Origin of the sequence: Streptomyces boninensis (assembly GCF_048572725.1) — a bacterium.
In the GTDB taxonomy this organism is placed as follows: Bacteria; Actinomycetota; Actinomycetes; order Streptomycetales; family Streptomycetaceae; genus Streptomyces; species Streptomyces boninensis.
Window position 1 is genome coordinate 6890832 of the sequence record NZ_CP183837.1, and the last position, 23060, is coordinate 6913891.

21 protein-coding genes, 3 tRNA genes and 2 pseudogenes are annotated in these 23060 nt (G+C 70.7%); 7 read left to right on the forward strand and 19 right to left on the reverse strand.

The window, feature by feature from the left end; all coding sequences use genetic code 11:
• Window positions 1-10: 10 nt before the first annotated feature.
• Complete coding sequence (locus ACNNMR_RS31570; RefSeq protein WP_420000546.1) at window positions 11-1030, reverse strand: PP2C family protein-serine/threonine phosphatase; 1020 nt, start codon at window positions 1028-1030, stop codon at window positions 11-13.
• 208 nt (window positions 1031-1238) lie between these two features.
• On the opposite strand from ACNNMR_RS31570, the pseudogene ACNNMR_RS31575 reads away from it, so the two are divergent.
• Window positions 1239-1454, forward strand: a pseudogene (locus tag ACNNMR_RS31575) (SAM-dependent methyltransferase); the annotation flags it as partial.
• Window positions 1455-1487: 33 nt separating this feature from the next.
• Here ACNNMR_RS31575 and ACNNMR_RS31580 read toward each other — a convergent pair.
• Complete coding sequence (locus tag ACNNMR_RS31580; protein WP_419998099.1) at window positions 1488-1838, reverse strand: VOC family protein; 351 nt, start codon at window positions 1836-1838, stop codon at window positions 1488-1490.
• A gap of 82 nt (window positions 1839-1920) precedes the next feature.
• On the opposite strand from ACNNMR_RS31580, the gene ACNNMR_RS31585 reads away from it, so the two are divergent.
• Complete coding sequence (locus ACNNMR_RS31585) at window positions 1921-2451, forward strand: TetR/AcrR family transcriptional regulator (protein ID WP_419998100.1); 531 nt, start codon at window positions 1921-1923, stop codon at window positions 2449-2451.
• Window positions 2452-2500: 49 nt separating this feature from the next.
• On the opposite strand, the gene ACNNMR_RS31590 is transcribed toward ACNNMR_RS31585, so the two are convergent.
• Both ACNNMR_RS31590 and ACNNMR_RS31595 read right to left on the reverse strand, forming a co-directional pair.
• Window positions 2501-4072: a carboxylesterase/lipase family protein gene (locus ACNNMR_RS31590; protein ID WP_419998101.1), complete on the reverse strand. Its 1572-nt coding sequence runs from the start codon at window positions 4070-4072 to the stop codon at window positions 2501-2503.
• Window positions 4073-4194: 122 nt separating this feature from the next.
• Entirely contained in the window at window positions 4195-4725 is a 531-nt protein-coding gene (locus ACNNMR_RS31595) for a GNAT family N-acetyltransferase (RefSeq protein WP_419998102.1), read from the reverse strand.
• Window positions 4726-4872: 147 nt separating this feature from the next.
• On the opposite strand from ACNNMR_RS31595, the gene ACNNMR_RS31600 reads away from it, so the two are divergent.
• Window positions 4873-5652: a TIM barrel protein gene (locus tag ACNNMR_RS31600; RefSeq protein WP_419998103.1), complete on the forward strand. Its 780-nt coding sequence runs from the start codon at window positions 4873-4875 to the stop codon at window positions 5650-5652.
• A gap of 650 nt (window positions 5653-6302) precedes the next feature.
• Here ACNNMR_RS31600 and ACNNMR_RS31605 read toward each other — a convergent pair.
• Window positions 6303-7142 (reverse strand): helix-turn-helix domain-containing protein, encoded by an 840-nt coding sequence (locus ACNNMR_RS31605; protein ID WP_419998104.1) that lies wholly within the window; start codon window positions 7140-7142, stop codon window positions 6303-6305.
• Window positions 7143-7214: 72 nt separating this feature from the next.
• Between ACNNMR_RS31605 and ACNNMR_RS31610 the strand changes: the two genes are divergently transcribed.
• The gene (locus ACNNMR_RS31610; RefSeq protein WP_420000547.1) at window positions 7215-8030 is read left to right on the forward strand and encodes a phytanoyl-CoA dioxygenase family protein; all 816 of its coding nucleotides are present in this window, start codon (window positions 7215-7217) and stop codon (window positions 8028-8030) included.
• A 15-nt stretch (window positions 8031-8045) separates the two neighbouring features.
• On the opposite strand, the gene ACNNMR_RS31615 is transcribed toward ACNNMR_RS31610, so the two are convergent.
• Window positions 8046-8693 (reverse strand): arsenate reductase ArsC, encoded by a 648-nt coding sequence (locus tag ACNNMR_RS31615; RefSeq protein WP_419998105.1) that lies wholly within the window; start codon window positions 8691-8693, stop codon window positions 8046-8048.
• A gap of 240 nt (window positions 8694-8933) precedes the next feature.
• On the opposite strand from ACNNMR_RS31615, the pseudogene ACNNMR_RS31620 reads away from it, so the two are divergent.
• Window positions 8934-9059 (forward strand): annotated as a pseudogene (locus ACNNMR_RS31620) (short-chain dehydrogenase); the annotation flags it as partial.
• Window positions 9060-9527: 468 nt separating this feature from the next.
• Here ACNNMR_RS31620 and ACNNMR_RS31625 read toward each other — a convergent pair.
• From ACNNMR_RS31625 to ACNNMR_RS31655, 7 genes are all read right to left on the reverse strand, one after another.
• Complete coding sequence (locus ACNNMR_RS31625; protein WP_419998106.1) at window positions 9528-10439, reverse strand: helix-turn-helix transcriptional regulator; 912 nt, start codon at window positions 10437-10439, stop codon at window positions 9528-9530.
• 70 nt (window positions 10440-10509) lie between these two features.
• Window positions 10510-12705, reverse strand: a complete 2196-nt coding sequence (locus tag ACNNMR_RS31630) for a xanthine dehydrogenase family protein molybdopterin-binding subunit (protein ID WP_419998107.1) — start codon at window positions 12703-12705, stop codon at window positions 10510-10512.
• On the reverse strand, window positions 12702-13682 hold the full coding sequence (locus ACNNMR_RS31635; protein WP_419998108.1) for an FAD binding domain-containing protein: 981 nt from the start codon (window positions 13680-13682) through the stop codon (window positions 12702-12704). Before ACNNMR_RS31635 ends, ACNNMR_RS31630 begins: the two co-directional genes overlap by 4 nt.
• Window positions 13683-13691: 9 nt before the next feature.
• A complete protein-coding gene (locus ACNNMR_RS31640; protein ID WP_419998109.1) occupies window positions 13692-14333 on the reverse strand; it encodes a (2Fe-2S)-binding protein in 642 nt (213 codons plus the stop codon).
• Between the two features lie 147 nt (window positions 14334-14480).
• The gene (locus ACNNMR_RS31645) at window positions 14481-15236 is read right to left on the reverse strand and encodes a flavodoxin (RefSeq protein WP_419998110.1); all 756 of its coding nucleotides are present in this window, start codon (window positions 15234-15236) and stop codon (window positions 14481-14483) included.
• A 34-nt stretch (window positions 15237-15270) separates the two neighbouring features.
• Entirely contained in the window at window positions 15271-16122 is an 852-nt protein-coding gene (locus ACNNMR_RS31650) for an aldo/keto reductase (RefSeq protein ID WP_419998111.1), read from the reverse strand.
• A gap of 38 nt (window positions 16123-16160) precedes the next feature.
• The gene (locus ACNNMR_RS31655; RefSeq protein WP_419998112.1) at window positions 16161-17153 is read right to left on the reverse strand and encodes an aldo/keto reductase; all 993 of its coding nucleotides are present in this window, start codon (window positions 17151-17153) and stop codon (window positions 16161-16163) included.
• Window positions 17154-17438: 285 nt separating this feature from the next.
• On the opposite strand from ACNNMR_RS31655, the gene ACNNMR_RS31660 reads away from it, so the two are divergent.
• The gene (locus tag ACNNMR_RS31660; protein ID WP_419998113.1) at window positions 17439-18386 is read left to right on the forward strand and encodes a helix-turn-helix transcriptional regulator; all 948 of its coding nucleotides are present in this window, start codon (window positions 17439-17441) and stop codon (window positions 18384-18386) included.
• A gap of 79 nt (window positions 18387-18465) precedes the next feature.
• Window positions 18466-19935 carry an AAA family ATPase gene (locus ACNNMR_RS31665; RefSeq protein WP_419998114.1) on the forward strand — a complete coding sequence of 490 codons (1470 nt, stop codon included), beginning with the start codon at window positions 18466-18468 and terminating at the stop codon, window positions 19933-19935.
• 206 nt (window positions 19936-20141) lie between these two features.
• Here ACNNMR_RS31665 and ACNNMR_RS31670 read toward each other — a convergent pair.
• The 6 genes from ACNNMR_RS31670 to ACNNMR_RS31695 all read right to left on the reverse strand — a co-directional run bounded on the left by ACNNMR_RS31670 (window position 20142) and on the right by ACNNMR_RS31695 (window position 23042).
• Window positions 20142-20214 (reverse strand) — tRNA-Glu (locus ACNNMR_RS31670).
• Between the two features lie 37 nt (window positions 20215-20251).
• Window positions 20252-20324: transfer RNA gene (locus ACNNMR_RS31675), tRNA-Glu, on the reverse strand.
• Between the two features lie 25 nt (window positions 20325-20349).
• Window positions 20350-20421: transfer RNA gene (locus tag ACNNMR_RS31680), tRNA-Gln, on the reverse strand.
• Between the two features lie 96 nt (window positions 20422-20517).
• The gene (gltX, locus tag ACNNMR_RS31685; protein ID WP_419998115.1) at window positions 20518-21993 is read right to left on the reverse strand and encodes a glutamate--tRNA ligase; all 1476 of its coding nucleotides are present in this window, start codon (window positions 21991-21993) and stop codon (window positions 20518-20520) included.
• Window positions 21986-22759 (reverse strand): fumarylacetoacetate hydrolase family protein, encoded by a 774-nt coding sequence (locus tag ACNNMR_RS31690; RefSeq protein WP_419998116.1) that lies wholly within the window; start codon window positions 22757-22759, stop codon window positions 21986-21988. The genes gltX and ACNNMR_RS31690 overlap by 8 nt, the downstream gene beginning before the upstream one ends.
• 103 nt (window positions 22760-22862) lie before the next feature.
• On the reverse strand, window positions 22863-23042 hold the full coding sequence (locus tag ACNNMR_RS31695; RefSeq protein ID WP_419998117.1) for a hypothetical protein: 180 nt from the start codon (window positions 23040-23042) through the stop codon (window positions 22863-22865).
• Window positions 23043-23060: the final 18 nt, after the last annotated feature.

The following is a 23060-nucleotide window of genomic DNA, read 5'->3' on the forward strand; positions in this document are numbered from 1 at the left end:
CCCCTCGCGGTCACCGGTCCCGGTAGCGGAGCAACAGCATCGCGGCGTCGTCGTTCAGCGGTGCGTTGGTGTGGGCCAGGATGTCCTCGCGCAGCGCCTGTAGTGCGGTGTCGGGGTCGGGGTCCTTGAGGAGGCTCACGCGCTCGTCCAGGGGGTAGAAGCGGCCGCTCGCGTCGCGGGCTTCGCTCACGCCGTCGGTGTAGAGCAGCAGTTGGTCGCCGGGCTGGAAGCGGTGTTCGTACGGCGCGGGCGCGGTGTGGCCGTGCTCCTCCAGGCCGAGCGGGAGGGCGCGCTGCGGGGGGACGACGAAGCGGGCGGCGCCGTCTGCTCGTACGAGCATGGGCGCGGGGTGGCCGTAGCAGAGCAGGGTCAGGCGGTCGCGGGAGCCGGCCTCGACGAGGATGGCGGTGACGAACCGCTCGTCGGGCAACGAGCGCCCCAGGGCCCGCTCGAGCCGCGCCCCCAGGTCGACGAGCGTGGGTTCGTCATAGGCGGCCTCGCGGAACGCCCCCAGGACGTTCGCGGCCGTCTCCACCGCGTCCAGGCCCTTGCCCTGCACGTCGCCGACGATCGCCCGCACCCCGTACGGCGAGGCCACCACCTCGTACAGGTCGCCGCCGATGCGGGCGTCGGCGACCGCGGAGGTGTAGGACACGGCGACGCGGACGCCGCCGGCGTTACGCGGCACCGGGCGCAGCAGGACGCGCTGCGCGGCCTCGGCGATGGCGCGGACCGACGTGAACTCCGCCTCCCGGCGCTGCCGGTTCACGGCCGCCGCGATGCCGGCCGTGGTGACCCCGACGACGCTGGCCATCGTCGCGTACCCGCGCCGCTCGGCGAACAGCCCGCTGTAGACCCCGAGTCCCACGCTCAGCAGCAGCGCGCACGCCCCGGCCGCGGCAGTCCGCCGCCAGCCGCCGGTCAGGCTGGCGAAGGCCGGCCCGACCGCAACCAGCGGCATCAGCCCCACCGCCGATCCGGCGACCACATCGGCGACGGCGACGGCTATCATCGCGCCGTACGGCAGCATCGGCAGCAGCTGCCACTTGGCCCGTCCGCGTACGACCACGCCGCCCTCCGTCTCCTCGCCGCTGCTGCCGCTCCGATGGCAGACTATGCGCTCGCCAGGCCGACGAATCGGGACAATCGCGCAGCTGTAACCGAATCGAGCGCCGGATCGTCGAGCGGGTGGGGCGGGGGAGCCCACGTAGCCCACGCCGTACCAGCCGGGGGTTACCGTGCGTCAACCGGATGGCTGGGGCTGGCGGATTCCCGACGGTGAAGAGGCCTCGACCGGTGAGCCGCAGTACGTCCGTGACCTGCGCACCGACCGCCCGCATCCGGCCCGCGTGTACGACTACTTGCTCGGCGGCAAGAACAACTACGCCGCCGACCGCACCGCGGCCGAGGCGGGCATGCGGGCCAATTCGAAAGGGCGTCGCCCGCAAGCGGTGAGCGGGCGCCGACTCGCGCCTCGAGTTCGGCTCCTACGACGCGTTCTGATCTGTCGATTGGTCCATGACGTAGATCGTCGCGCCGCCCGGGTCCTGATAGGTGGCCAGGAAGCCGCCGGGAATCTCCGACGGGGCTTCGACCACGGTCAGGGTCTCGGAGCGCGCGGCATGGAAGGTCGCGACGCTGTCGACGACGAACAGCGGCCCGACCGCGGCCTTGGGGTCGTTGGCGTCGAGCATGACCTGCACATCGCTGCCCGGCAGGGCCAGGACAACGGTCGCGTCGCCCTCGCGCCACATCTCGGTGAAGCCGAGGCTGTCGCGGTAGAGGGCCAGCGAGGCCGCCAGGTCGGAGGTCGGGACGAACAGGAACTCGAGCTTCACGGCAGGTCCTTCCGTGACGTAGCGGAACCGGATTCCCCTCAGCGTAATCGCATTATGCTCCGGGTGAGAGCATTATGGCCGGATGCGTGAGTGGATCCCCGTGTCGGCCTCCCCGAAGGGCAGGCTCGCGCTCGCCGCGGTCAGGGAGTTCGGGGCCCGCCCCTTCGACGAAGTCACCGTCGCCGAACTGGCCGCGGCGGCGAAGGTCACCACGGGCGCGCTCTACCACCACTTCGGCAGCAAGCTCGGGCTGTATGCCTTCGTACGGGAAGACGTGGAACGGCGCCTCCTGGACCGCATGGAAGGCGCGCTGGCGGCCAGGGGGCCTGAGTCGGACCGGTCCGTGTCCATCACGTCGGCCTTGCTCGTCGGTCTGGACTTCGCCGTCCGGGAGGACTTCCTCCGCCTCCTGGGAGACCCGCCCGCAGGCACCGACCACGACCGCCTGGCCGAGCTGCTCACCCAGACGGCTGTCCCGCCAACCCCCCTTCTCGGCACGGTCCTCGCGGCAGCCTGGCGCGCGGCCTTGTCCGCGATCGCCGAAGGCGCCGAACCGGAGCAGGCCCGCGCCGCGATCGCGGCTCTGAGAATCGACTTGCCCACTAGCGGATGAAGACCTCGCCGAGCGCAAGCGGTGAACGGGCGGGGCAGAGGAAGCAGGGTCAGAGGGACTTCCAGAAGCCGTAGTTGTGGCGCTTGGCGAAGTCGACCGGGCGGATGCCGCCGGGGTCGGAGGCAAGGGCCTGGACATTCGGCTCGGCGGGGGTGGTGGGCTTCCAGGGCGCCTTGCCGGTGCGGGCGAAGCCGGTCCAGATGTCGATCATCTGGTTCGACAGCTGGCGCTGGGCCGGAGTGAGCGCCTCGAAGTCCTCCAGCTCGAAGAGGTACGGGAGGTCGAAGGTGTGCGCCGTACCGATGTCGAAGCCGGGCTTGGGGAAGCCGGGGTCGGAATACCAGGGTGTCGGCCGGTCGGCGAACTCGTAGCTGTAGGTGCGCGTGTGGGCCGACAGAGCCTTTCCGGTGTCCACCGAGGGGCGGGCCCACTTGCCGTCGGTCAGCGCTGCGGCCAGGGCCAGGGCGGGTGAGTCGTAGGCGCTGACGGGGTAACGGGCGGCGATCCGGGCGGCCTTCTGCTCGCCGAATTGCTGCTCCAGGTGCTCGCGGACGTCGGCCTCGTCCAGCTGCGCGTCGGGGTCGCCCGTCTCCGCCTTCTTCGCCAGCTCATATCCGTAGACCATGACCCGCTCCTCGTCGCGGTTGATGCCCCGCAGCACCGGCACCTTTGCGAAGTCACCTTCCGCGAGCGCCTCTTGCGGCGTGCGGGGCAGCAGCTCGCCGCCGTAGACCGGCGTGTATTTCGGGCCAGTGCCGAAGGGGTTGATCAGCTGGTCGGGGGTGGCGTCGCGGAAGTCGTCCAGGTCGTGTTCCTTCTCGATCGCGCCGGTCGCCCGCTCCCCGTCCGCGAGGGCGTCGGCGCGGGTGCGGCTGCCCATGTCCGCGGTGCAGGGGGCGCTTTGCTGGATGACCCGGTCGAAGAGGCCGGCCGAGGACGGGGCGACCATGTGCGCGCAGGTGCTGTAGCCGCCGGCGGACTCGCCGAAGAGGGTGACGTTGTCCGGGTCGCCGCCGAAGGCGGCGGCGTTGCGCTGCACCCAGCGCAGGGCGGCCTGCTGGTCGAGGAAGCCGTAGTTGCCGGACTCGGTCCCGTTGCGCTCCAGGGCCGGGTGGGCGAGATAGCCCAGTGCGGCGAGCCGGTAGTTCAGGGTTACGACGATCACGTCGCCCCGGGCGGCGAGGCGGCGGGCGCCCTGCATGGCGCCGGCGCCGTCGGTGTGGTCGCCGCCGTGCAGGTAGACCATTACGGGGCGGGGCTTGGCGGCGGCGGTGCGTGGGGTGGTGACGTTGACCGACAGGCAGTCCTCGTTGCTGGACTTCCGTCCGGCGGGCGGGGTGAGGCCGGTTTGCGGGCAGGCGGACCCGGGCTTGGTGGCATCGCGGGCGCCGGACCAGGACTTCGCCGGGACGGGTGGGGACCAGCGGCGGTCGCCGGTCGGCGGGGCGGCGTACGGGATGCCCTCGAAGGTGCGGACGGATTCGGTGGCGCTGCCGCGGACCAAGCCCTTGTCGGTGCGTACGACGGTGGGGTCCGGCTGTGTGGTGGCCGCTGCTGTGGCCGTGGTGGCACCGGCGGTAAGGGCGAGGGCGATGGCTGCGACTGCTGTCTTCTTCATCATGTAGACAACCGTATGAAGTTGACCTTGGTCGCAGCAGCCGGTCAGCCACCCACTCGTCCAGGGTGTTACGTGCCCTTCGGTACCTGGGGCTGCCGGTAACGACCCGCTGCCGCGCGCACTTCTCACGCGGACAGCGGGTATTCCATCGACATGCCGTCGAGGACAACGCCGTTGGGCAGCGGCAGGTGGGTGCGGCTGATCTCGCGGAAGCCGTAGGAGCGGTAGAGCGGCACGCCCGGCAGAGTGGCCATCAGCACCAGGGTCCGGAAGCCTTCGGCCCGGGCCGCCTGCTCGCACCTGGCGAGGATCGCGCGCCCCAGGCCGCGGCGCATGCGATCGCCGCGTACGAACATGGCGCGCACCCGTGCGGGCTCCGTCGCCGGGTCCAGCAGGCGGTCGTCGGCGTGTGCGGCGCCGGAACCGGTGTAGAGCTTGTCCCGCTTGCTCCAGCCGCCGCAGGCGACGACCTGTCCTTCGTCCTCGTGGACGAAGTAGGTGCCGTCGTCGATGAGCACCAGATCGGGCTCGGTCAAATACCGGGCAGCGGCGGCTGTCTCCCGCTCATCATGGAAGCGGGGAAACGAGTCGAGCACCGATTGCCGCATCAGCGCGCCTATCTCCGGCACATCTGCCCGCACAGCTTCACGCAGCACCGCCGATCCCCTCCTGACGCCCACGACTCGACGGTCGATGCAAGGAGGCCACCTTATGAGGCGGCGGGCCTTTGCGGAACACTGAAGATCTCCACGGGCCGACTGGTGGACCACGCCGATCCACTCTCCGGAAGGATCATCCTGCCCATGTCCTGCGCCTACGAGCTCTCCGCCGGGATCGAGTGGCTCTTCGCCGAGAACGACCGCCCCTTCGCCGACCGCATCCGGGTGGCCGCCGCCGAGGGCATCGCCGCGGTGGAGTTCTGGCCCTGGCCCGGCAAGGACCTGGGCGCGATAGCCGCGGCTTGCGCCGAGACCGGCACCGAAGTCACCTCGTTCGTCGCGGACACCGGCGTCCGGCTCGTCGACGAGGCCACCCACAACGGCTTCCTGCGCAGGCTGCCCGCCGCCTGCCGGACCGCGAACCGGCTCGCCGCCCCGTACCTGGTGATCACCGCCGGAGCCGAGCTGCCCGGAGTCGAGCGCGAGCGCCAGCACGACGCGGTGGTCGCCGGGTTGAAGGCCGCCGCCCCGATCGCCGCGGACCACGGCGTGCAGCTGATCCTGGAGCCGCTCAACACCCGCGTCGACCATGCCGGCCACTTCCTGCACGCCACGGCCCACGGCCTGGACATCGTGCGCGAGGTCGGCCACCAGGGCGCAGCGCTGCTGTACGACCTCTACCACTCGGTTGTCATGGGCGAGCGCCCGGCCGAGGTGCTGTCCGGCGCGATGGACTTGGTCGCCCACGTCCAGATCGCCGACGCGCCGGGCCGCCACGAGCCCGGCACCGGGAACATCGACTGGGCCACCGAAATCGCCGCCCTGCACCGCCTCGGCTACCGCGGCCGACTCGGCCTCGAGTACCTGCCCAGCGCTACCAGCGGCGCCTCGCTGACCGCTCTGCGCCACGCCCTGGGCGGTTGAGGTGGCCTGGCCCGGACTGGCGCAGCAAGAGCGGGCCCAGGCTGGGGAGTTGCCGGCATCGCAGGTGTGGACGCGGACGGTGGGTGCGAGCGGGGCGGGCATGACACGTAACGTCAGGCGGGCGGTGGCCGGGCTGGTGACGTAGGCCGCGTTCGCGGTGCCGGCATGGCTGGGTGGGGCGGTGGTGCTGCCGTCGATGCTCCAGGACGCCGCGATCCGCTGGCCGTTGGCTCCCGGGCTGGGCGCGGTTGTGGGTTCGCTGGCGGTGCTGTGGGGTCATGGCTACGCGCGGCCGCCATCGCAGGCAGCAACTACGCGCCCGTGTCCACCGGCGGCGGCGGGCACTGCGTCCGCGTCGGGGGAGCGGGCGATCGCCATCGGCGGGGACAACGCGGGCCCCTCGTCGCCACGGTCGAGCGCAACGGCGGCGGGACACCCCCGGACGCCCCGCCGGGAGCACCACGGTCGGAGTGACCACGCTTCCTTGCGGGCCGACGGTGTCAGGCTGGTGGTCGGCCGACGGCCAGGAACGCCCTCATGGCGGCGTTGCGCAGCGGCGTGATCCGGTGCGGGGTGTGTACGGCGCGGTGCATCAGGCGGGCGGCGCGGGCGAGGCGCTGGGTGGGGCGGTGACGGGTCGCGTCGTTCTGTCAGTTCCGGCGCGTCGAAGGGTGCTGGGCACGGTAGTCCGAGGGGGCCAGCCCTGTCGCGATCCGGAAGCGTCGCGAGAAATAGAGCGGGTCGGTGAACCCGACCCGGGCCGCCACCTGGGCCACGCCGAGGTTGGTGAGCTCGAGCAGCTCCTTCGCCGCGTCCATCCGCATCCGCTGTACTTGCGCCATGAGCGACATGCCGGTGCGTGCCGTGAACACGTGGGCCAGGCGGGACGGAGACAAGCCGGCCACGGCGGCGAGCGATGCGACCGTGTGGGCCTGGTCGAGTCGTGCGCTGACGTACTCGATCACGGCGAGGACGGCCGGGTCCAGGTCGTCGTGGCGCGGGTTCTGGGTGCTGCACCACAGCAGGGCCTGCTCGACCGCGTTCATCGCGAAGGCCGGTGCCAGTGTCAGTCCTGCGCGATGGTGGGCGACGGCGGACCGCAGCGCCGCCTCGACTCGGTCGGCTATGAAGGGGTCGAGGTCGAGCCGCAGGATTCCGGGAGCGGCAGCAGGCCAGTCCAGCAAGGCCGGCCAGTGCGGCCCGGGCCTGACGTGCGCCCAGAGGAGGTCCCAGCTCCCGACGGCGGGATCCGTCCCGTAGTGCTGCGGGGTGTGAGGTGTGAACGCGACAATCGACCGGGGCGGAATCCGAACCGCGGTGCCACCGCGGCCCCAGGCGCAACCGGAGCCGTCGACGGTGAAGATGAGCACCCACTCGACGGTGCCGCGAGGACGCACCATGTCGTAGTCACCGCCCATAGCGAAACCGCCGGGCAGGATTCGGCCGACGTCGAGTGCCCCGTCGTCGCGGCCGGATGATGGGGGCGGCACGGCAGGATTATCCATATACGTGGCTGCCCCGTCCATGCCGCCGACCGGCGATTGCCCCTCACCCTGGACGGCATGACGACACTCACAGACGCGCCCTCCGCCCGCCGGGCCCGCTTTGAACGCGACGGTGTGATCCAGGTCGACTCGCTGATCCCGGCATCGGAGATCGACACCATCCGCGAAAGCTTCATGGAGCAGGTCGCTCGCGACCGTGAATCCCTGGCGGCGACGGACGAGGTGGCGCCGCACGACGTGTTGGCGCGGTATCCGCGGTTCATGCAGCCGCATCGCCGGAACGACCTTGTGATCGGGCGGCTGGCCCGGCGCTATCTCACCGATCCGCGGATGGTGAACGTCGTGAGCGAGCTGGTCGGCCCTGTGCACGGCGCCCAGTCCATGTTCTACTTCAAGCCGCCCACGGCCCGCGGTCAGGCGATGCATCAGGACAACTACTTCTTGCGGGCGCACCCGGAAACCTGCGTGGCCGCCTGGATCGCGGTCGACGACTGCGACGAGACCAACGGTGCGCTCGCCGTCGTCCCGGGTTCACACACCATGGAGGTGGTCTGCCCGGAGGAGGCCGACGCCGCACAGTCGTTCACCAGAGGACTGGTCCGGCCGCCTGCCGGCATGGAGGCACGGCAGACGCGGATGAACGCCGGCGACGCGCTGTTCTTCCACGGCAGCATGGTGCACGGCTCGCTGCCGAACACCTCGGCAGACCGGTTCCGCCGCTCGCTGATCTTCCACTACGTGCCGACTGGCAGCGTGGAGGTGTCCAAGTGGTACCTGCCGCTCGTGGACGTGTCGACCGGTGACGACGTCAGCATCGGGGAAGCCATCGGCGGCGGTCCTTGCGGCGACGGCTGGGAAGGCTCGGTTCATTGACCGCCGCGGCGGTGCTCAACGAATATCGAGATCGTCGAGGAGCGCACGCACGCGGCGCTCGATCTCGTCGCGGATGGGCCGGACCTCCGCTACGCCCTGCCCTGCGGGGTCGTCCAGCGGCCAGTCCACATAGCGCTTGCCCGGCAAGACCGGACAGGTGTCTCCGCAGCCCATGGTGACGACCACATCCGCGGCCCGGACGATCTCGTCGGTCCACGGCTTGGGGTACTCCCGCGTGATATCGATCCCGTGTTCTTCCATCGCGGCCGCCGCTGCCGGATTGACCTCGTCCCCGGGATCGGAGCCGGCCGACCAGGCCACCGCCTTGCTCCCGGCCAGCTGCCCGAAGAAGCCCATGGCCATCTGGCTGCGCCCGGTGTTGTGGACGCACAAGAACAGCACGATGGGCTTGCCGTCGTCGGCGCGCCCCTCGACCCGGGCCAGCGCCTGCAGTCGCTGCCGGGCGAAGCGCTCGGTCAGCAACGGCCAGGTGCCGGCGTCCCGGTGGTGAGCGGCGATCTCGCCGTACGTCTCGTGCACAAACCGCTCGATGGTCTCCCGGCCGAAGACGCCGTCGAACTCTTCCTCCAGACCGGCGGCGGTCACGCGGAGAAGACGCTGGTGTTCTGGGTCGGGGCGCCCGAGCGGCCCGTACATCGCCATAGATCCATTGTCCGCGAGCCGCGCCGTAAGAGCAGGTCGACCACGCTGGCGACCGCCTGCGCCGTCGGCGACCTGATGATCCGCGCGTCGGGTCATGAGGGCGGGGTGGTCCACAGCCGCAGGCCACCCGCGAGCTTGTCGAGGCAGCGGGTGGCGAGGTCGGCGGGGGACGGCGGCGAGCAGGCGCGTTTCGAGCGGATCCACCGGCACGACCGACGTCTCCGGCGCGAGCGGGCAAAGCCGGCCATCGGGAAGGGCTTCGCGGGGCCGGAGACCGTAGCCGGCGTCGTCGCCATGCTCGGCTCGTCCGACGGCGCCTTCATCACCGGCACCGAGATCCGCGTCGACGGCGGAACCCACTTCTGACCTCACACGTGGTTTGTCCAACCACTTATGGCGGCGAGTCCATGGTCCTGCCCCAGGTGCCAGGGAGGGATGGGTGAGACGACCGCGTCACCAAGGGCGATGACGGCAAGTATCACGTGCTCGATGTCGACGGCGCCGACCCTCACTCCGCGCCCGCCCCTGTGCTGGTCCGGGGCAGCAAGCGCATGCTGCGGCCCCGCCAGCCGCTCACAGTCGACACCCGCTGGCCGGACATGCTGGGGACACCGCGAAGGCCCACCCCGGGGCGGGATGGGCCTTTACAGGATTCTTGATCGAGTACCCCCGAGGGGGTTCCACGCAGAACCACACGGGGTGGGGCGCGGCGGGAGCTGCGGATTTCGGGGACGGTGTGGCTGGAGCGGCGGGTGCGGCGCGGGGCGGGGGCGGAGTCATGACGTACGCGGATCAGGTCCACTTGGTCGGCGGGATCCGTGTGGCGATCGCGGCTCAGGCCTGCCCGTCGATCAGCCCTTCCTTCGGCTGAGTCTCGCTGCCATGCGTGTCGAGCTGTACCAGTTTGCTGTGGTCGGGGCTGCCCGGCTCGGCGAAGAGCACGACGAAGCGCTGCTTCGGGCTGTGCTCCAGCGACATGGTCTCGAAGCCGAGGTGCACGTCCCCGACCTCGGGGTGGTGGAAGGTCTTGGGGCCCGCCGCGTGCGGCTTGACGTCGAAGCGGTCCCACAGGTCGGCGAAGTCACGGCTCTTCACCAGGAGTTCGTCGACGAGCTCGGTCAGGTCGGGGGCGTTCGGCTCGGTGCCGGCCAGCGCCCGCAGCCTGGCGACACAGGCACGGGCCTGCTCGTCCCAGTCGTCGAGCACTGTGCGGGAGAGCGGGTGGAGGAAGACGTAGCGGCCAAAGTTCCGCAGGAGCGGCGGCAAGTCGTCCATGCCGGCGAAGAGCCGGAGTACGCCGGGGTTGCCGGCCAGCAGGTCCAGGGTGCGGCCGACGATCCAGGCCGGGCTCGGGCGTACGGACTCCAGCAGCACTGTCAGATGCGGGCTCACGGCACGGCTGGGTGCGGGCGGCGGCTCGGGCGCGTAGGAGGCGTGGGCGACCAGCTCGCGCAGATGCCGGTGTTCGGAGGGGGCGAGGCGCAGGGCGCGGGCGCGGGCGTCGACGACTGCGGGGCTGGGGCGGACCTCTTTGCCGCGTTCCAGGCGTACGTAGTAGTCGATGCTGATGCCGGCCAGGGTCGCCAGTTCCTCCCGGCGCAGGCCCGGGGTGCGGCGGGTGCCGGGGGCCGGAGTCAGCCCGGCCTGTGCTGGGCTGACCTGCGCGCGGCGGGCTCTTAGATACGCCCCGAGATCACTGAGAGTGTCCGCGGTGCGAACATTTGTGTTCTTCTCTGCGCGCTCCATGCGGTCAGTTTGCCGGATTCCGGCACGCTGCCGCTGACCCGGGTGACGGTGGCGCGGGTGCCGGGGTGGTTCAGAGGAGGGATTCGGCGGTGATGGGCAGGTCGCGCACGCGGCGGCCGGTGGCGTGGAAGACGGCGTTGGCGATGGCGGGGGCTACGCCGACGAGGACGACCTCGCCGAGTCCCTTCGCCCCGAGGGGGTCGGCCTCGTCGTCCCGGCCGTCGACGTAGATGGCCTTGAGGTCGGGGACGTCGGCGTTGACCGGGACCAGGTAGTCGGCGAGGTTGGCGTTGACGATGCGGCCGTCGCGGTGGTCGGTGACGGTGTGTTCCAGCAGGGCGGCGCCGATGCCGCCGGTCATGGCGCCGATGGCCTGGCTGTCGGCGAGCTTGGGGCTGATGATGCGGCCCGCGTCGAAGACGCCGAGCATCCGCCGTACCCGGACCAGGCCGAGACGGGCGTCGACGGCGACCTCGGCGAAGACCGCGCCGTAGGCGTACATCGAGGATCGGCTCTCCGCCGGGGTGTAGGAGCCCGTGGCCTCGAGGTGGCTGCGGTTGTTGCGGGTGAGCAGCTGCCGGTAGGTCTCGCCGCGTGCGGGCTTGTCGCGTACGAACAGCCGCCCGCCCCGTACGACGACGTCATCGGCGTCGGCGCCGTGCAGCGGCGAGTCCGGGTCCTCGACGGCGAGCTCGATCGCCTGTCGGCGCAGCTTGTCGCAGCCGTCCTGGACGGTGGAGCCGACGCTGGCCATCGTCAGCGAGCCGCCGTGGACCGGTGCCCGGGGCAGCTCGGTGTCGCCGAGCCTGAAGCTCACCTGCCGTACGGCGAGGCCCAGGGCGTCGGCGGCGACCTGGGTCATCGAGGTGTACGTGCCCGGGCCCATGTCGCTGGTCGCGGACTCGACCACGGCGGTGCCGTCGGCGTCGAGGCGGATCCGGGCCTGGGCGGGCTGGCGCAGGGTGTCGTAGACGGCGGTCGCCATGCCGGTGCCGAGCAGCCAGTCGCCGTCGCGGGTCGAGCGCGGCTTGCGATTGCGGCCATTCCAGCCGAATTCGCGGGCGCCGGTGGTGTAGCACTGGCGCAGCCGGCGGGTGGAGAAGGGCCTGCCGGTGGCCTGGTCGTTCTCGGGCTCGTTGCGCTGGCGCAGCTCGATCGGGTCGATGCCGAGTTCGTGGGCGAGCTCGTCCATCGCGCTCTCGATGGCGAAGGCGGCGGTGGAGTAGCCCGGGCCGCGCATCGGGGTCGGGGTGTTCACGTCCAGCGGCACCGTGCGGTAGGTCTGGGCGACGTTGGGCGTGGTGTAGAGCATCTGGCCGGGTGCGGTGACGCCGCGCTCGGAGAAGGTCTCGTAGCGCGAGGTCCCCGCGCGCAAGGCGTGGGTCATCGCGGTCAGCCGGCCGCGGCGGTCGCTGCCCAGGCGCACCTTGTACTCGTACCCGGGCCGGAATCCCACCCCGGAGTAGAGCTGGCCGCGGGTCAGCTGGAGCTTGACCGGGCGGCGCACCTCGCGGGCGGCCAGGGCCGCGATCGTCAGGTGCGGCCAGGCCCGGGCGGCGTTGCCGAACGCGCCCCCAACGAAGGGGGAGATGACGCGGATGGACTCCGGTTCGATGCCGAAGTCGGCGGCGAGCTGGTCGCGCGGGCTCTGCACCCACTGGGTCTTGTCCCACAGCGTCAGCCGCTTGCCCTCCCAGCGGGCGACGGTGGCGTGCAGCTCCATGGCGTTGTGGTGGGTGCGGGCGAGCCGATAGGTCATCTCCAGGCGTACCGGGGCCGCCTTCAAGGCCTTCTCCGCGTCCCCGCGTTCGTACGTCACCGGCTCGCCCGCCGCCGGGGCGTCGGCCAGGTCGGTGACCGGGCGTTCGGCGTCGTAGTCGATCGTGACTTGGCTCGCCGCGTGCTGGGCCGCTTCCAGGGTGGTGGCGACGACGACGGCGACTGGCTGGCCGTGGAAGCGGACGGTGTCGTCCTGGAAGACCCGCAGCCGCGCGCCTGGAAGGTTGAGCGAGCCCGGGTTGTCGCGGTAGGGCAGCTCGGGGGCGTTGCCGTGGTGGATGACCTTCAGCACCCCGCGCTGGGCCTCGGCAGCGCGGGCGTCGATGCGGGTGATGCGTCCCCGGGCGATGCTGCTGTCGACCACGACGGCGTGCACGACGCCGTCCGGCTGGTGATCGGCGGCGTACTTGGCCCGGCCGGTCACCTTCAGGCGCCCGTCGACGCGGGAGAGGGGGGCGCCGACGGCGGCCTGCGGCTGGGGGCTCATGCGTTGTCTCCTACCGTGCGCAGCTGCCGTTCGACGGTGCGCTTGAGCAGCTCGGCCTTGAAGCGGTTGTGCCTGAGCGGGCGGGCCCCGTCCGCGGCCGATGCGGCGGCGCGGGTCCACAGCTCGGGTGAGGGGCGTTCGCCGATGAGGGCTTCCTCGACGGCGGGCAGCTTCCACGGCACGGTGCCGACGCCGCCGGCGGCCACCTTGGCCGTACGGATGACCCCGCCGCGCAGGTGCAGCGCGACGGCCGCGGAGGTGAGGGCGAATTCGTAGGACTGCCGGTCGCGGACCTTCAGGTAGCCGGACGCGAGCGGGCGAGGATGGGCCGGGATCTCGACGGCGGTTACCAATTCGCCTTTCCTGAGGGCCTGTTCGCGCTGCGGGTTGCTGCCGGGTCGGAGCAGGAAGTCGGCGAAGGGCAGCTCGCGTTCGCCGTCCGGGCCCAGCAGATGGACGTGTGCCTCCAGGGCGGCGAAGGCGACGGCGACGTCGGACGGGTGGGTGGCCACGCACTCCTCGGATGCGCCCAGGATTGCGTGGGTGCGGTTGTAGCCCTCCCGGGCGGCGCAGCCGGATCCCGGTTCACGCTTGTTGCAGTCCGCGGTGACATCACGGAAGTACGTGCAGCGGGTGCGCTGCATGATGTTGCCGCCGATGGTGGCCATGTTGCGCAGCTGGGCCGACGCGCTCAGCTCCAAGGCCTGGGAGATCACCGGAAACGTGCTGCGGACCTTGCGGTCGGCGGCGGCCTCGGCCATGGTCACCAGCGCGCCGATGCGCAGCCCGCCGCGCTCGGTGGCCGTGATGCCGCGCAGCGGCAGGCCGCTGATGTCGACGAGCGCTCCGGGCCGCTCCACGGTCCCGCGCATCAGGTCGACCAAGGTGGTGCCGCCGGCGATGTAGCGTCCGCCGCGGCGGGCGGCGTTCAGCGCCTCACGGGTGTCGGCGGCGCGGGTGTAGGTGAAGGGATGCATGGCCGTGCCTCACTCCCGGCCCGCGGCCTGCTGGACCGCGCGCACGATTTTCGGGTAGCAGCCGCAGCGGCAGATGTTGCCGCTCATCCACTCCCGGATCTCGTCCGCCGATCCGGTGTGCCCCTCCTGCAGGCAGCCGACGCCGGACATGACCTGACCCGGGGTGCAGTAGCCGCACTGGAAGGCGTCCTCGTCGATGAATGCCTGCTGCAGTGGGTGCAGTTCATCGCCGTCGGTGAGGCCCTCGATCGTGGTGACCTTCGCGCCTTCCAGGCGCACGGCGAGCGTCAGGCAGGCGTTGACGCGCCGCCCGTCGACGAGGACGGTGCACGCCCCGCAGGCCCCGGCGTCGCAGCCCTTCTTGGTGCCGGTCAGCTCCAGCTGCTCGCGCAGCAGGTCCAGCAGCGAGGTCCGGTTGTCCACCGTGACGGTGTGCCGCCGCCCGTTGACGGTCAGGGTGACGCGGCTGGTGGGCGGCGCCTCGGCGGCGGCGCTCTGCTCGGCGCCGACCAGCGATGCGCCCGCGGCGAGACCACCCGCCGCGAGACCGCCACCGACGGCGGTGGTCGTGGCGACGAAGGTACGGCGCGTCGGCGCGGACGCGGGCTGGGCCGGGGCGGCCCCGGCGGTGTCGGGCGATTCGGCAGACATGCCCACTCTCTCGTATGCGGGGGAAGATGGGGCCTACTGGCTGATTCCGTCCAGCGTGCGTGCCCGGACTGGTGCCGCACCAGGCCGGGTTCGGCGGGGGAACAGCCAGCCAGGGTGTGACAGGGCCCCCTTGGCAGCAGCCCGGCTTCAGCCCGGCAGCAGCCCGATGCGCCGCAGCCAGGACCGGGCGTCGGCGTCGGCATCGCGGACCTTCTCGCCGCGGACCGCGAGCCCTTCCCCGATGGTCGCGCCCGGGCAGGAGTCGGCATAGTCGCGTTCGGTGGAGCCCAGCCCGCTCACGGCGTACGTGACGAACGGGAAGACCGTCTTGCCGCGGAAGCCGAACGCGTCGGTGAACGTCGACATGATCATGGGTGGTCTCACGTTCCAGATGGGGCTGCCCAGCAGCACCGTGTCGTAACGGTCGATCGAGGACGGGAGGTTGGTGATCTCCGGTCGCGCGTCGTCGTCCTGCTCCCGGGAATTGCGGGTGACGGTCGCGTCGTAGGAGTCGGGGTAGGGTTCGGCGGCCTTGATACGGAGCACGTCGCACTCGATCCGCTCGCTGATCATCCCGGCGAGGACCTGGGTATTGCCGACCTTGAGGTTGGTGCGACGGCCGTAGTAGTAGTTCTCGCCGGGACGGGAGAAGTAGGCCAGCAGCACCCGCCTGCCCGCAGAGCCGGGCGTGGCCGTCGAGGCCGGCCCTTCGGCCGGCGCCGACCGCTCCCCGCCCGGTGACGAAGCCGGGGAGCAGCCGGCGAGATGCAGGCCGGAAACGGCCGTTATCCCGCCCGCGGCCACACCGCGCAGGAACGTGCGCCGGCCCGGCGCAGCGAGGCGGCCGTTGCTTCCGGTCGCACCGACGATGCGCACGTCGGTGATGTTCTGCTGGTGGGACATGGTGAAGCCCTTCGGATGAGCAGCCTCGGACCGGTCAGGAGTCCACGCGGCGCTTGGCGAGCCAGCCGACGATCTCCGGGTCGTGGTGGTCGAAGAACAGCGACTCCCCGGTGTCCAGGGCGGCAATGGCGGCCATCTGCTCGTCGGTCAGCTCAAAGTCGAAGACGTCGATGTTCTCCGCCATCCGCTCGGCGCGTACCGACTTGGGGATGGCGATGACGCCGCGCTGGGTCAGCCAGCGCAGCACGACCTGGGCGACGGACTTGCCGTGCGTGGCGCCGATGTCACTCAGCAGCGGGTTGGTGAACAGGTCGTTCTTGCCCTCGGCGAAGCCGCCCCAGGACTGGATCTGGACGCCGTGCTCGCGCATCAGGTCCTGGTAGTCGGCGCGCTGGAAGAAGGGGTGGGTCTCGATCTGGTTGACCGCGGGGGTGACCTCGTTGTTGACGATCAGGTCGAGCAGCCGGTCGGGGTAGAAGTTGGCGACGCCGATCGCCTTGGCCCGGCCCTCGCGGTTGAGGTCCTCCATGGCGCGCCACTGGCCGTAGACGTCGCCGTACGGCTGGTGCATCAGGTACAGGTCGAGGTAGTCGAGGCCGAGCTTGGCCAGCGACGTCTCGAAGGCGCGGGCGGTGTTGTCCTCCGCGGGTGCGTCCTGCACCCACAGCTTGGTGGTGACGAACAGCTCCGCGCGCGGGATGCCGCTGCTCTTGATGGCGCGGCCGACGGCCTCCTCGTTGCCGTAGGCGGCCGCGGTGTCGAGCAGCCGGTAGCCGGCGGCAAGCGCGTCTGCGACGGCCTGCTCGGTGCCCTCGGCCGGGATCTGGTAGACGCCGAAGCCGAGGATCGGCATCTCGACGCCGTTGTTCAGCGTGACGTTCTGCATGATTGCTTTCCTTGTCGTACGGGATAGAGGGGTAGCGGTCAGCGTTCGAGCATCTGCCGCTGGGCCTCCGTATGGGTCTCTCCGGCAGCCGGGGGGAGACTGCTGAGCTTGTCGAGCTGCTCCCGAGTCAGCTGGATGCCGTCCGCGGCGGTGTTCTCCTCGACCCGGTGAACGCGCTTGGTGCCAGGGATGGGCGCGATGTCGTCGCCCTGCGCGAGCAGCCAGGCCAGGGCGACTTGCGCGGGGGTGACTCCGGCGTCGGCGGCGACGGCCTGCACCTCGTCGGCGAGGCGCAGGTTGCGCTGGAAGTTCTCGCCGGTGAAGCGGGGGTTGCCGCGGCGGAAGTCGTCCTCGCCGAAGTCGTCCTCGGAGCGGATGGTGCCGGTGAGGAAGCCGCGGCCGAGCGGGGAGAACGGCACCAGGCCGATGTTCAGCTCCCGCAGCACCGGCAGCACCCGCTCCTCCACGCCCCGGGTCCACAGGGAGTACTCCGACTGGACCGCGGTGACGGGGTGGACGGCGTGCGCGCGGCGGATGGTCTCCGGCCCGGCCTCGGACAGGCCGAACGCCCTGACCTTGCCCTCGGCGACCAGCTCGCCCACGGCGCCGGCTGTCTCCTCGATGGGGGTGTTCGGGTCCACCCGGTGCTGGTAGTAGAGATCGATGTGGTCGGTGCCGAGCCGCTTGAGGGAACCTTCGACGGCCGTGCGGATGTTGGCCGGGCTGCTGTCGGGACTCATGTGGCCCGCCCCGGCGTGTGAGGACTCTGCGTGGCGGACGAGGCCGAACTTCGTCGCCAGGACCACCTCGTCCCGGCGGCCCCTCAGCGCCCGCCCGACGAGCTCCTCGTTGGTGTACGGGCCGTAGACCTCGGCGGTGTCGATCAGCGTGACGCCCAGTTCGAGGGCCCGATGCAGGGCACGGATGGACTCCGCGTCATCGCTGCCCGCCCCGGTATAGCCGTGGGACATGCCCATCGCACCCAGCCCGATCCGCGAGACTTCCAGATCGCGCAGTTTGATGTGTTTCATGACTCCATCCTCTCTTTGCTGACCATTCGCCCCGTCCATCGGCTCACGTGCGAGCGGCCGAACGGAGCAGGAAGCTCGCCCCGGCCCGGTGGCAAGCGCGGTCATCCCCGGTGGACATGAAGGGGCGCTCCTGCTGGAAAGGGGGCGAACCGGCGATGACCTCCACGATGCCGGGCCGCACGGCATTTAGGCAGGTCGGGCTGTGCCGGGGAGCCGTCAGCGGGGGTGGGACAGGGCCTCCTTCGCGGGATGCCATCCCGGTGGCGGGCGGGCGACACTGGCGCTATGGCATCCGAGCGGAGCAGCGGCGCCACCAGCGCCACCAACGGCGACGAACTGGGACGCTTCCTGCGTGCCCGCCGCACCCAGACCAGCCCCGAAAGCGTCGGCCTCACCCCCGGACCGGGCATCCGCCGCACCCCCGGCCTGCGCCGCGAAGAGCTGGCCACCCTGACCGGCGTCAGCATCGACTACTACACCCGCCTGGAGCGCGGCAAAGAGACCCACCCCAGCCCCTCGGTGGTCGATTCCCTCGCCCGCGCCCTCAAGCTCGACGACGACGAGCACGGCCACCTGCGCGAGCTCGCGGTCCGCGCCGCCCGCTACGCCTCCGACCCACCGCCCCCGCCGAGCCGCACCGTACCGGCGCACCTGACGCTGCTGCTGGAGACGCTGCGCCCGAGCCCGGCCTACGTCATCAGCCGCAGCATGGACCTACTGGCCTGGAACCCCGGCGGCCTGGCCCTGTACGCGGGCCTCGGCGACTGGCCCGTAAAACAGCGCAACCTGGCCCGCTACCTCTTCTTGCACCCCACCGCCCGCGAGCTCTTCCCCGGCTGGGAAACCGTGGTCCGCGGCTGCGTCGCCCGCCTGCGCGCCGAAGCCGGCACCAACCCCGACGCCCCCGACCTCACCAGCATCGTCGGCGAACTCGTCCTCAAAAGCCCCGACTTCGCCAAGCTGTGGGACCGCTACGAAGTCGCCGGACACAAGAAGACCCGGAAGGCCTTCCGGCACCCCCAGGCCGGCAGCCTCACCCTCAGCGGCCAGAGCATGCACCTCGAAGGCACCCCCGGCCAACGCCTCGGCGTCTATGTCGCCGAACCCGGCACCCCCGACCACGACGCGATGCTCCTGCTCGACCTCCTCGGCTCGGAGCCCGTCGGCCATGGTGTGGAAAAGAGCAGCAAGGCGCGCCCTCGAACCGAGGGCGGGCCGTCGCGTGGATCTTGATCTGTATCCGCATCAAGCGTGCATCATGAATAGGTGCAGTTATAATAGGCGTGACTATTCTTTGTAAGGTGCGTGCTCCATGGACAGACCCGCCGAGATGTTCGACCGCGACTTCGAGTGGTCGGAACTGGCTCGCTTCGCAGCCTTGCCAGGATCCCGGGCCACCCTTGGCGTGGTCTCCGGACGGCGTCGCCAAGGCAAGACCTTCCTGCTCGACGCCCTTGTCCGCGCGATCGGCGGGTTCATGTTCACTGCTACGGAGACCACGGAAACTGATGCCTTGCGCCAGTTCGGCGCGGCTCTCGCGCGCTATTGCGATCAGCCGACGCCCTTCCGTTTCGCCGACTGGGGCGAGGCTGTCACCGAGCTCATGCGTATCGCGGACGGCGGCGGCCCAGTCGCGGCGGTCATCGACGAGTTTCCCTTCCTCGCCAAGGCGTCCCCGGCTCTCCCCTCGATCATCCAGCGGGCCCTCGATCCGACGGCCCAGCGCAGCAATACGCCCGTGCGGCTTTTGCTGTGCGGTTCCGCGCTGTCCTTTATGGGCGGGCTCCTCGCCGGGAACGCCCCGTTGCGCGGCCGCGCCGGCCTGGAGCTTGTCGTCCCCACCCTGGACTTCCGTCTCGCCGCCGAGTTCTGGGAGATCGCCGACCCGCGCACCGCGCTGCTCACCCACGCCATCGTGGGCGGTACGCCCGCCTATCGCCGCGAGTTCACCCAAGGCGACGCCCCCGTCGACCCCGACGACTTCGACGCATGGGTCGTCCGCGCAGTCCTCAACCCTGCCCGGCCGCTCTTCCGCGAAGCCCGCTATCTACTCGCCGAAGAGCCGGAGCTCCACGACACCGCCCTCTATCATTCGGTCCTGGCCGCCATCGCCGCCGGAAACGCCGCTCGCGGCGGCATCGCCGACTACCTCGGCCGTAAGTCCACCGATCTCGCCCACCCGCTCAGCGTCCTTCAGGACGTCGGCATGATCACGCACGAGGCCGACGCCTTCCGCCGTAACCGCTCCGCCTATCGCATCGCCGAACCCCTCATCGCCTTCTACCACGCGATCATGCGTCCTGCCTGGGGTGACCTGGAGCGCCCCGGACGCGCCGGTGCGGTGTGGCGCCGCGCCCAGTCCACGTTCCGCAGCAAAGTCGTCGGCCCGCACTTCGAGCAGGTCTGCCGGGAGTGGGCGCGCTGGCACGCGTCACCCGAGACCCACGGCGGGGTGGCCACCAGGGTGGCCAGCGGCACCGTCAACGACCCCGCTGCGAAGACCAGTCACGAGGTCGACGTCGCCGTCCACGGTGACATCGACAGCGGCGGTGCGGGGCTGTTGGCCATCGGCGAAGCCAAATGGAACGACGTCATGGGGAAGGGGCATCTGGACCGCCTCCAGCACATCCGCTCCCTGCTCATCGCGCGCGGCACGGCCACCGACGCCACGCGACTGCACTGCTACAGCGCCGCCGGCTTCACCGACGACCTGCGCCACCGCGCGGAAAACGACCCGACCGTCCAGCTGATCGAGCCGCATCGCCTCTACCACGGCGACTGATCGGCACTCGATCCACGCCGCACTGTGCACGGGCTGCTCGCACAACGCCCGCCACCTGGCAGACCACGGAGCCGCCGTGGCGCGCGGCTATGGCCGACCAGGCCCGCTCCTTCTCCTTCGGCCGGAGCCGGGGGAGCACCGCACACGCAAAGAGCCGCCCTCACCGGAGTGAGGGCGGCTCTTTACAGAAAGCGTGATCTTGTACGTACCCCCGACCGGATTCGAACCGGCGCTACCGCCTTGAGAGGGCGGCGTGCTAGGCCGCTACACAACGGGGGCCTTTGGACGATCCTTCCCTCGCGATGGGAAGGACCTGTACCCCCGACCGGATTCGAACCGGCGCTACCGCCTTGAGAGGGCGGCGTGCTAGGCCGCTACACAACGGGGGCCTTGATCTCTAAGCCAAGAGATCTGCTGGGCTACCAGGACTCGAACCTAGACTAAGTGAACCAGAATCACTCGTGCTGCCAATTACACCATAGCCCACCAAAACACAACCCCCTGAGGGGGCGGTTCGTGGTGGCCGCCGTGCCCGGCGACAGACAGAACATTACCTGATCGCCGGGCACGCTCCAAAACGGGTTACGAGAGCCTCGCCAGCGCCGCGTCCACCCGCGCCAGGGTGCGGTCGCGCCCCAGCACCTCCAGCGACTCGAAGAGCGGCAGGCCGACCGTACGGCCGGTGACCGCCACCCGGACCGGCGCCTGGGCCTTGCCCAGCTTCAGGCCGTGCTCCTCGCCGGCCGCCAGGACGGCCTCCTTCAGGGGCTCCGCGGTCCAGGACGCGGTCGCCGCCAGCTTCTCCCGCGCCGTGCGGAGCAGCTCCTCCGCGCCCGGCTTCATCGCCTTCGACCAGGACTTTTCGTCCTCGACCGGCTCGTCGAGGAAGAGGAAGTCCACGTTCGCCGTGATGTCCGACAGGACTGTCAGGCGGGTCTGTGCGAGTGGGGCCAGGGCCTCCCAGGACGCCTTGTCGAAGGCCTCCGGCTTCCAGGGGGCGTGCGGGGCCTTCAGCCACGGCTCGCAGGCCGCTGTGAAGTCCTCGACCGACAGCATCCGGATGTGGTCGGCGTTGATCGCCTCGGCCTTCTTGAGGTCGAAGCGGGCCGGGTTCGCGTTTACGTCCGCCAGGTCGAACTTCTCCACCATCTGGTCGAGGGTGAAGACGTCCTCGTCGGGCGAGAAGGACCAGCCGAGGAGGGAGAGATAGTTCAGCAGGCCCTCCGGGAGGAACCCGCGCTCCCGGTAGAGGTTCAGCGACGCCTGTGGGTCGCGCTTCGACAGCTTCTTGTTGCCCTCGCCCATGACGTACGGGAGGTGGCCGAAGGAGGGGACCGAGCCGTCCGTCACGCCGATCTCGCCCAGGGCCTTGTACAGGGCGATCTGGCGCGGGGTCGAGGACAGCAGGTCCTCGCCGCGGAGGATGTGGGTGATCTCCATCAGGGCGTCGTCGACCGGGTTGACCAGCGTGTACAGCGGGGCGCCGTTCGCGCGGACGATGCCGTAGTCGGTCACGTTCTCCGGTGCGAAGCTCAGCTCGCCGCGGACCAGGTCCGTGAAGGTGATCGTCTCGTCCGGCATCCGGAAGCGGACGATCGACGTCCTGCCCTCGGCCTCGTACGCCGCCTTCTGCTCTGCCGACAGGTCCCGGCACTGGCCGTCGTAGCCCGACGGCTTCCCCGCCTTGCGGGCCTCCTCGCGGCGGACCTCCAGCTCCTCCGCCGTGCAGTAGCAGCGGTACGCGTGGCCGGCCTCCAGCAGCTTCGCCGCCACGTCCGCGTACAGGTCCATCCGCTCGGACTGCCGGTACGGGGCGTGCGGACCGCCCACCTCCGGGCCCTCGTCCCAGGTCAGGCCCAGCCAGCGCAGGGAGTCCAGGAGCTGGTCGTACGACTCCTGGGTGTCCCGGGCGGCGTCGGTGTCCTCGATGCGGAAGACGTACGTGCCGCCGTTGTGGCGGGCGTACGCCCAGTTGAAGAGCGCCGTGCGGACCAGGCCCACGTGCGGGTTGCCGGTGGGGGAGGGGCAGAAACGTACGCGGACGTTCTTGTTAGCCACGCTTGATCACCTTGTTGGTGAGAGTGCCGATTTTTTCGATGGTGACGGCGACCTCGTCGCCGGCGTTCAGGGGGCCGACGCCCGCGGGGGTGCCGGTGAGGATGACGTCGCCGGGGAGCAGGGTCATGGCCTCCGTGATGTGGGCGATCAGCGCGGGGATGCCGCGGACCATGTCCGAGGTGGAGCCGAGCTGGCGCTGCTCGCCGTTGACCGTGCACTGGATGCCGATGCCGGCCGCGATGTCGTCGAGGGAGATGTCCGTCTCGACCCAGGGGCCGAGCGGGCAGGAGGAGTCGAAGCCCTTGGCCCGCGCCCACTGCTTCTCGCGCTGCTGTACGTCGCGGGCGGTGAGGTCGTTGGCGCAGGTGTAGCCGAGGATGACGTCGGCGGCGCGGTCCACCGGGACCTCGCGGCACATGCGGCCGATGACGACGGCCAGCTCGGCCTCGTAATGGAGGTCGTCGGAGAAGGGCGGGTAGGTGATCTGGTCCTGGGGGCCGATCACCGAGGTGGACGGCTTGAAGAAGGTGATCGGCGCGTCCGGGACCTCGTTGCCGAGTTCGGCGGCGTGTTCCGCGTAGTTGCGGCCCACGGCGACGACCTTGTTCGGCAGTACGGGCGGCAGCAGCCGCGCCTGTGCGAGCGGGATCTTTGTGCCGCTGCGCTCGATCTCGCCGAAGGGGTGGCCCTTGATGACGTCCAGCTGGTCGCCTTCGAGTACGCCGAAGCCGACGGTGCCGTCGATGGAGAACCTTGCGATGCGCAAGACGGTGCCCTTGCTTTGCCCGGGGATGTGGTCACCACAGGCTATCGCCGTCGCTGACGTCCGCGCGGGACTCGGCCCAGGGACGCCTGCCCCCGGAGGGGCGTCAGCTGTTCGGGACCTTCATCAGGACCGTGCGGCGGGGGTTCGCTGTGCTTGCCGGGAGGGCGGCGTCGTACTCCGGCTGCTCCGGGATCTCGGTCTCGAGGACCTCCGCGTCCGCTACGTGGGCGAGGGTGGTGCGGCGCGGGTTCGCTATGTTCCGGAACATCATCGTGTGCTTCAAGGCGGCGCTCTTTCGCTT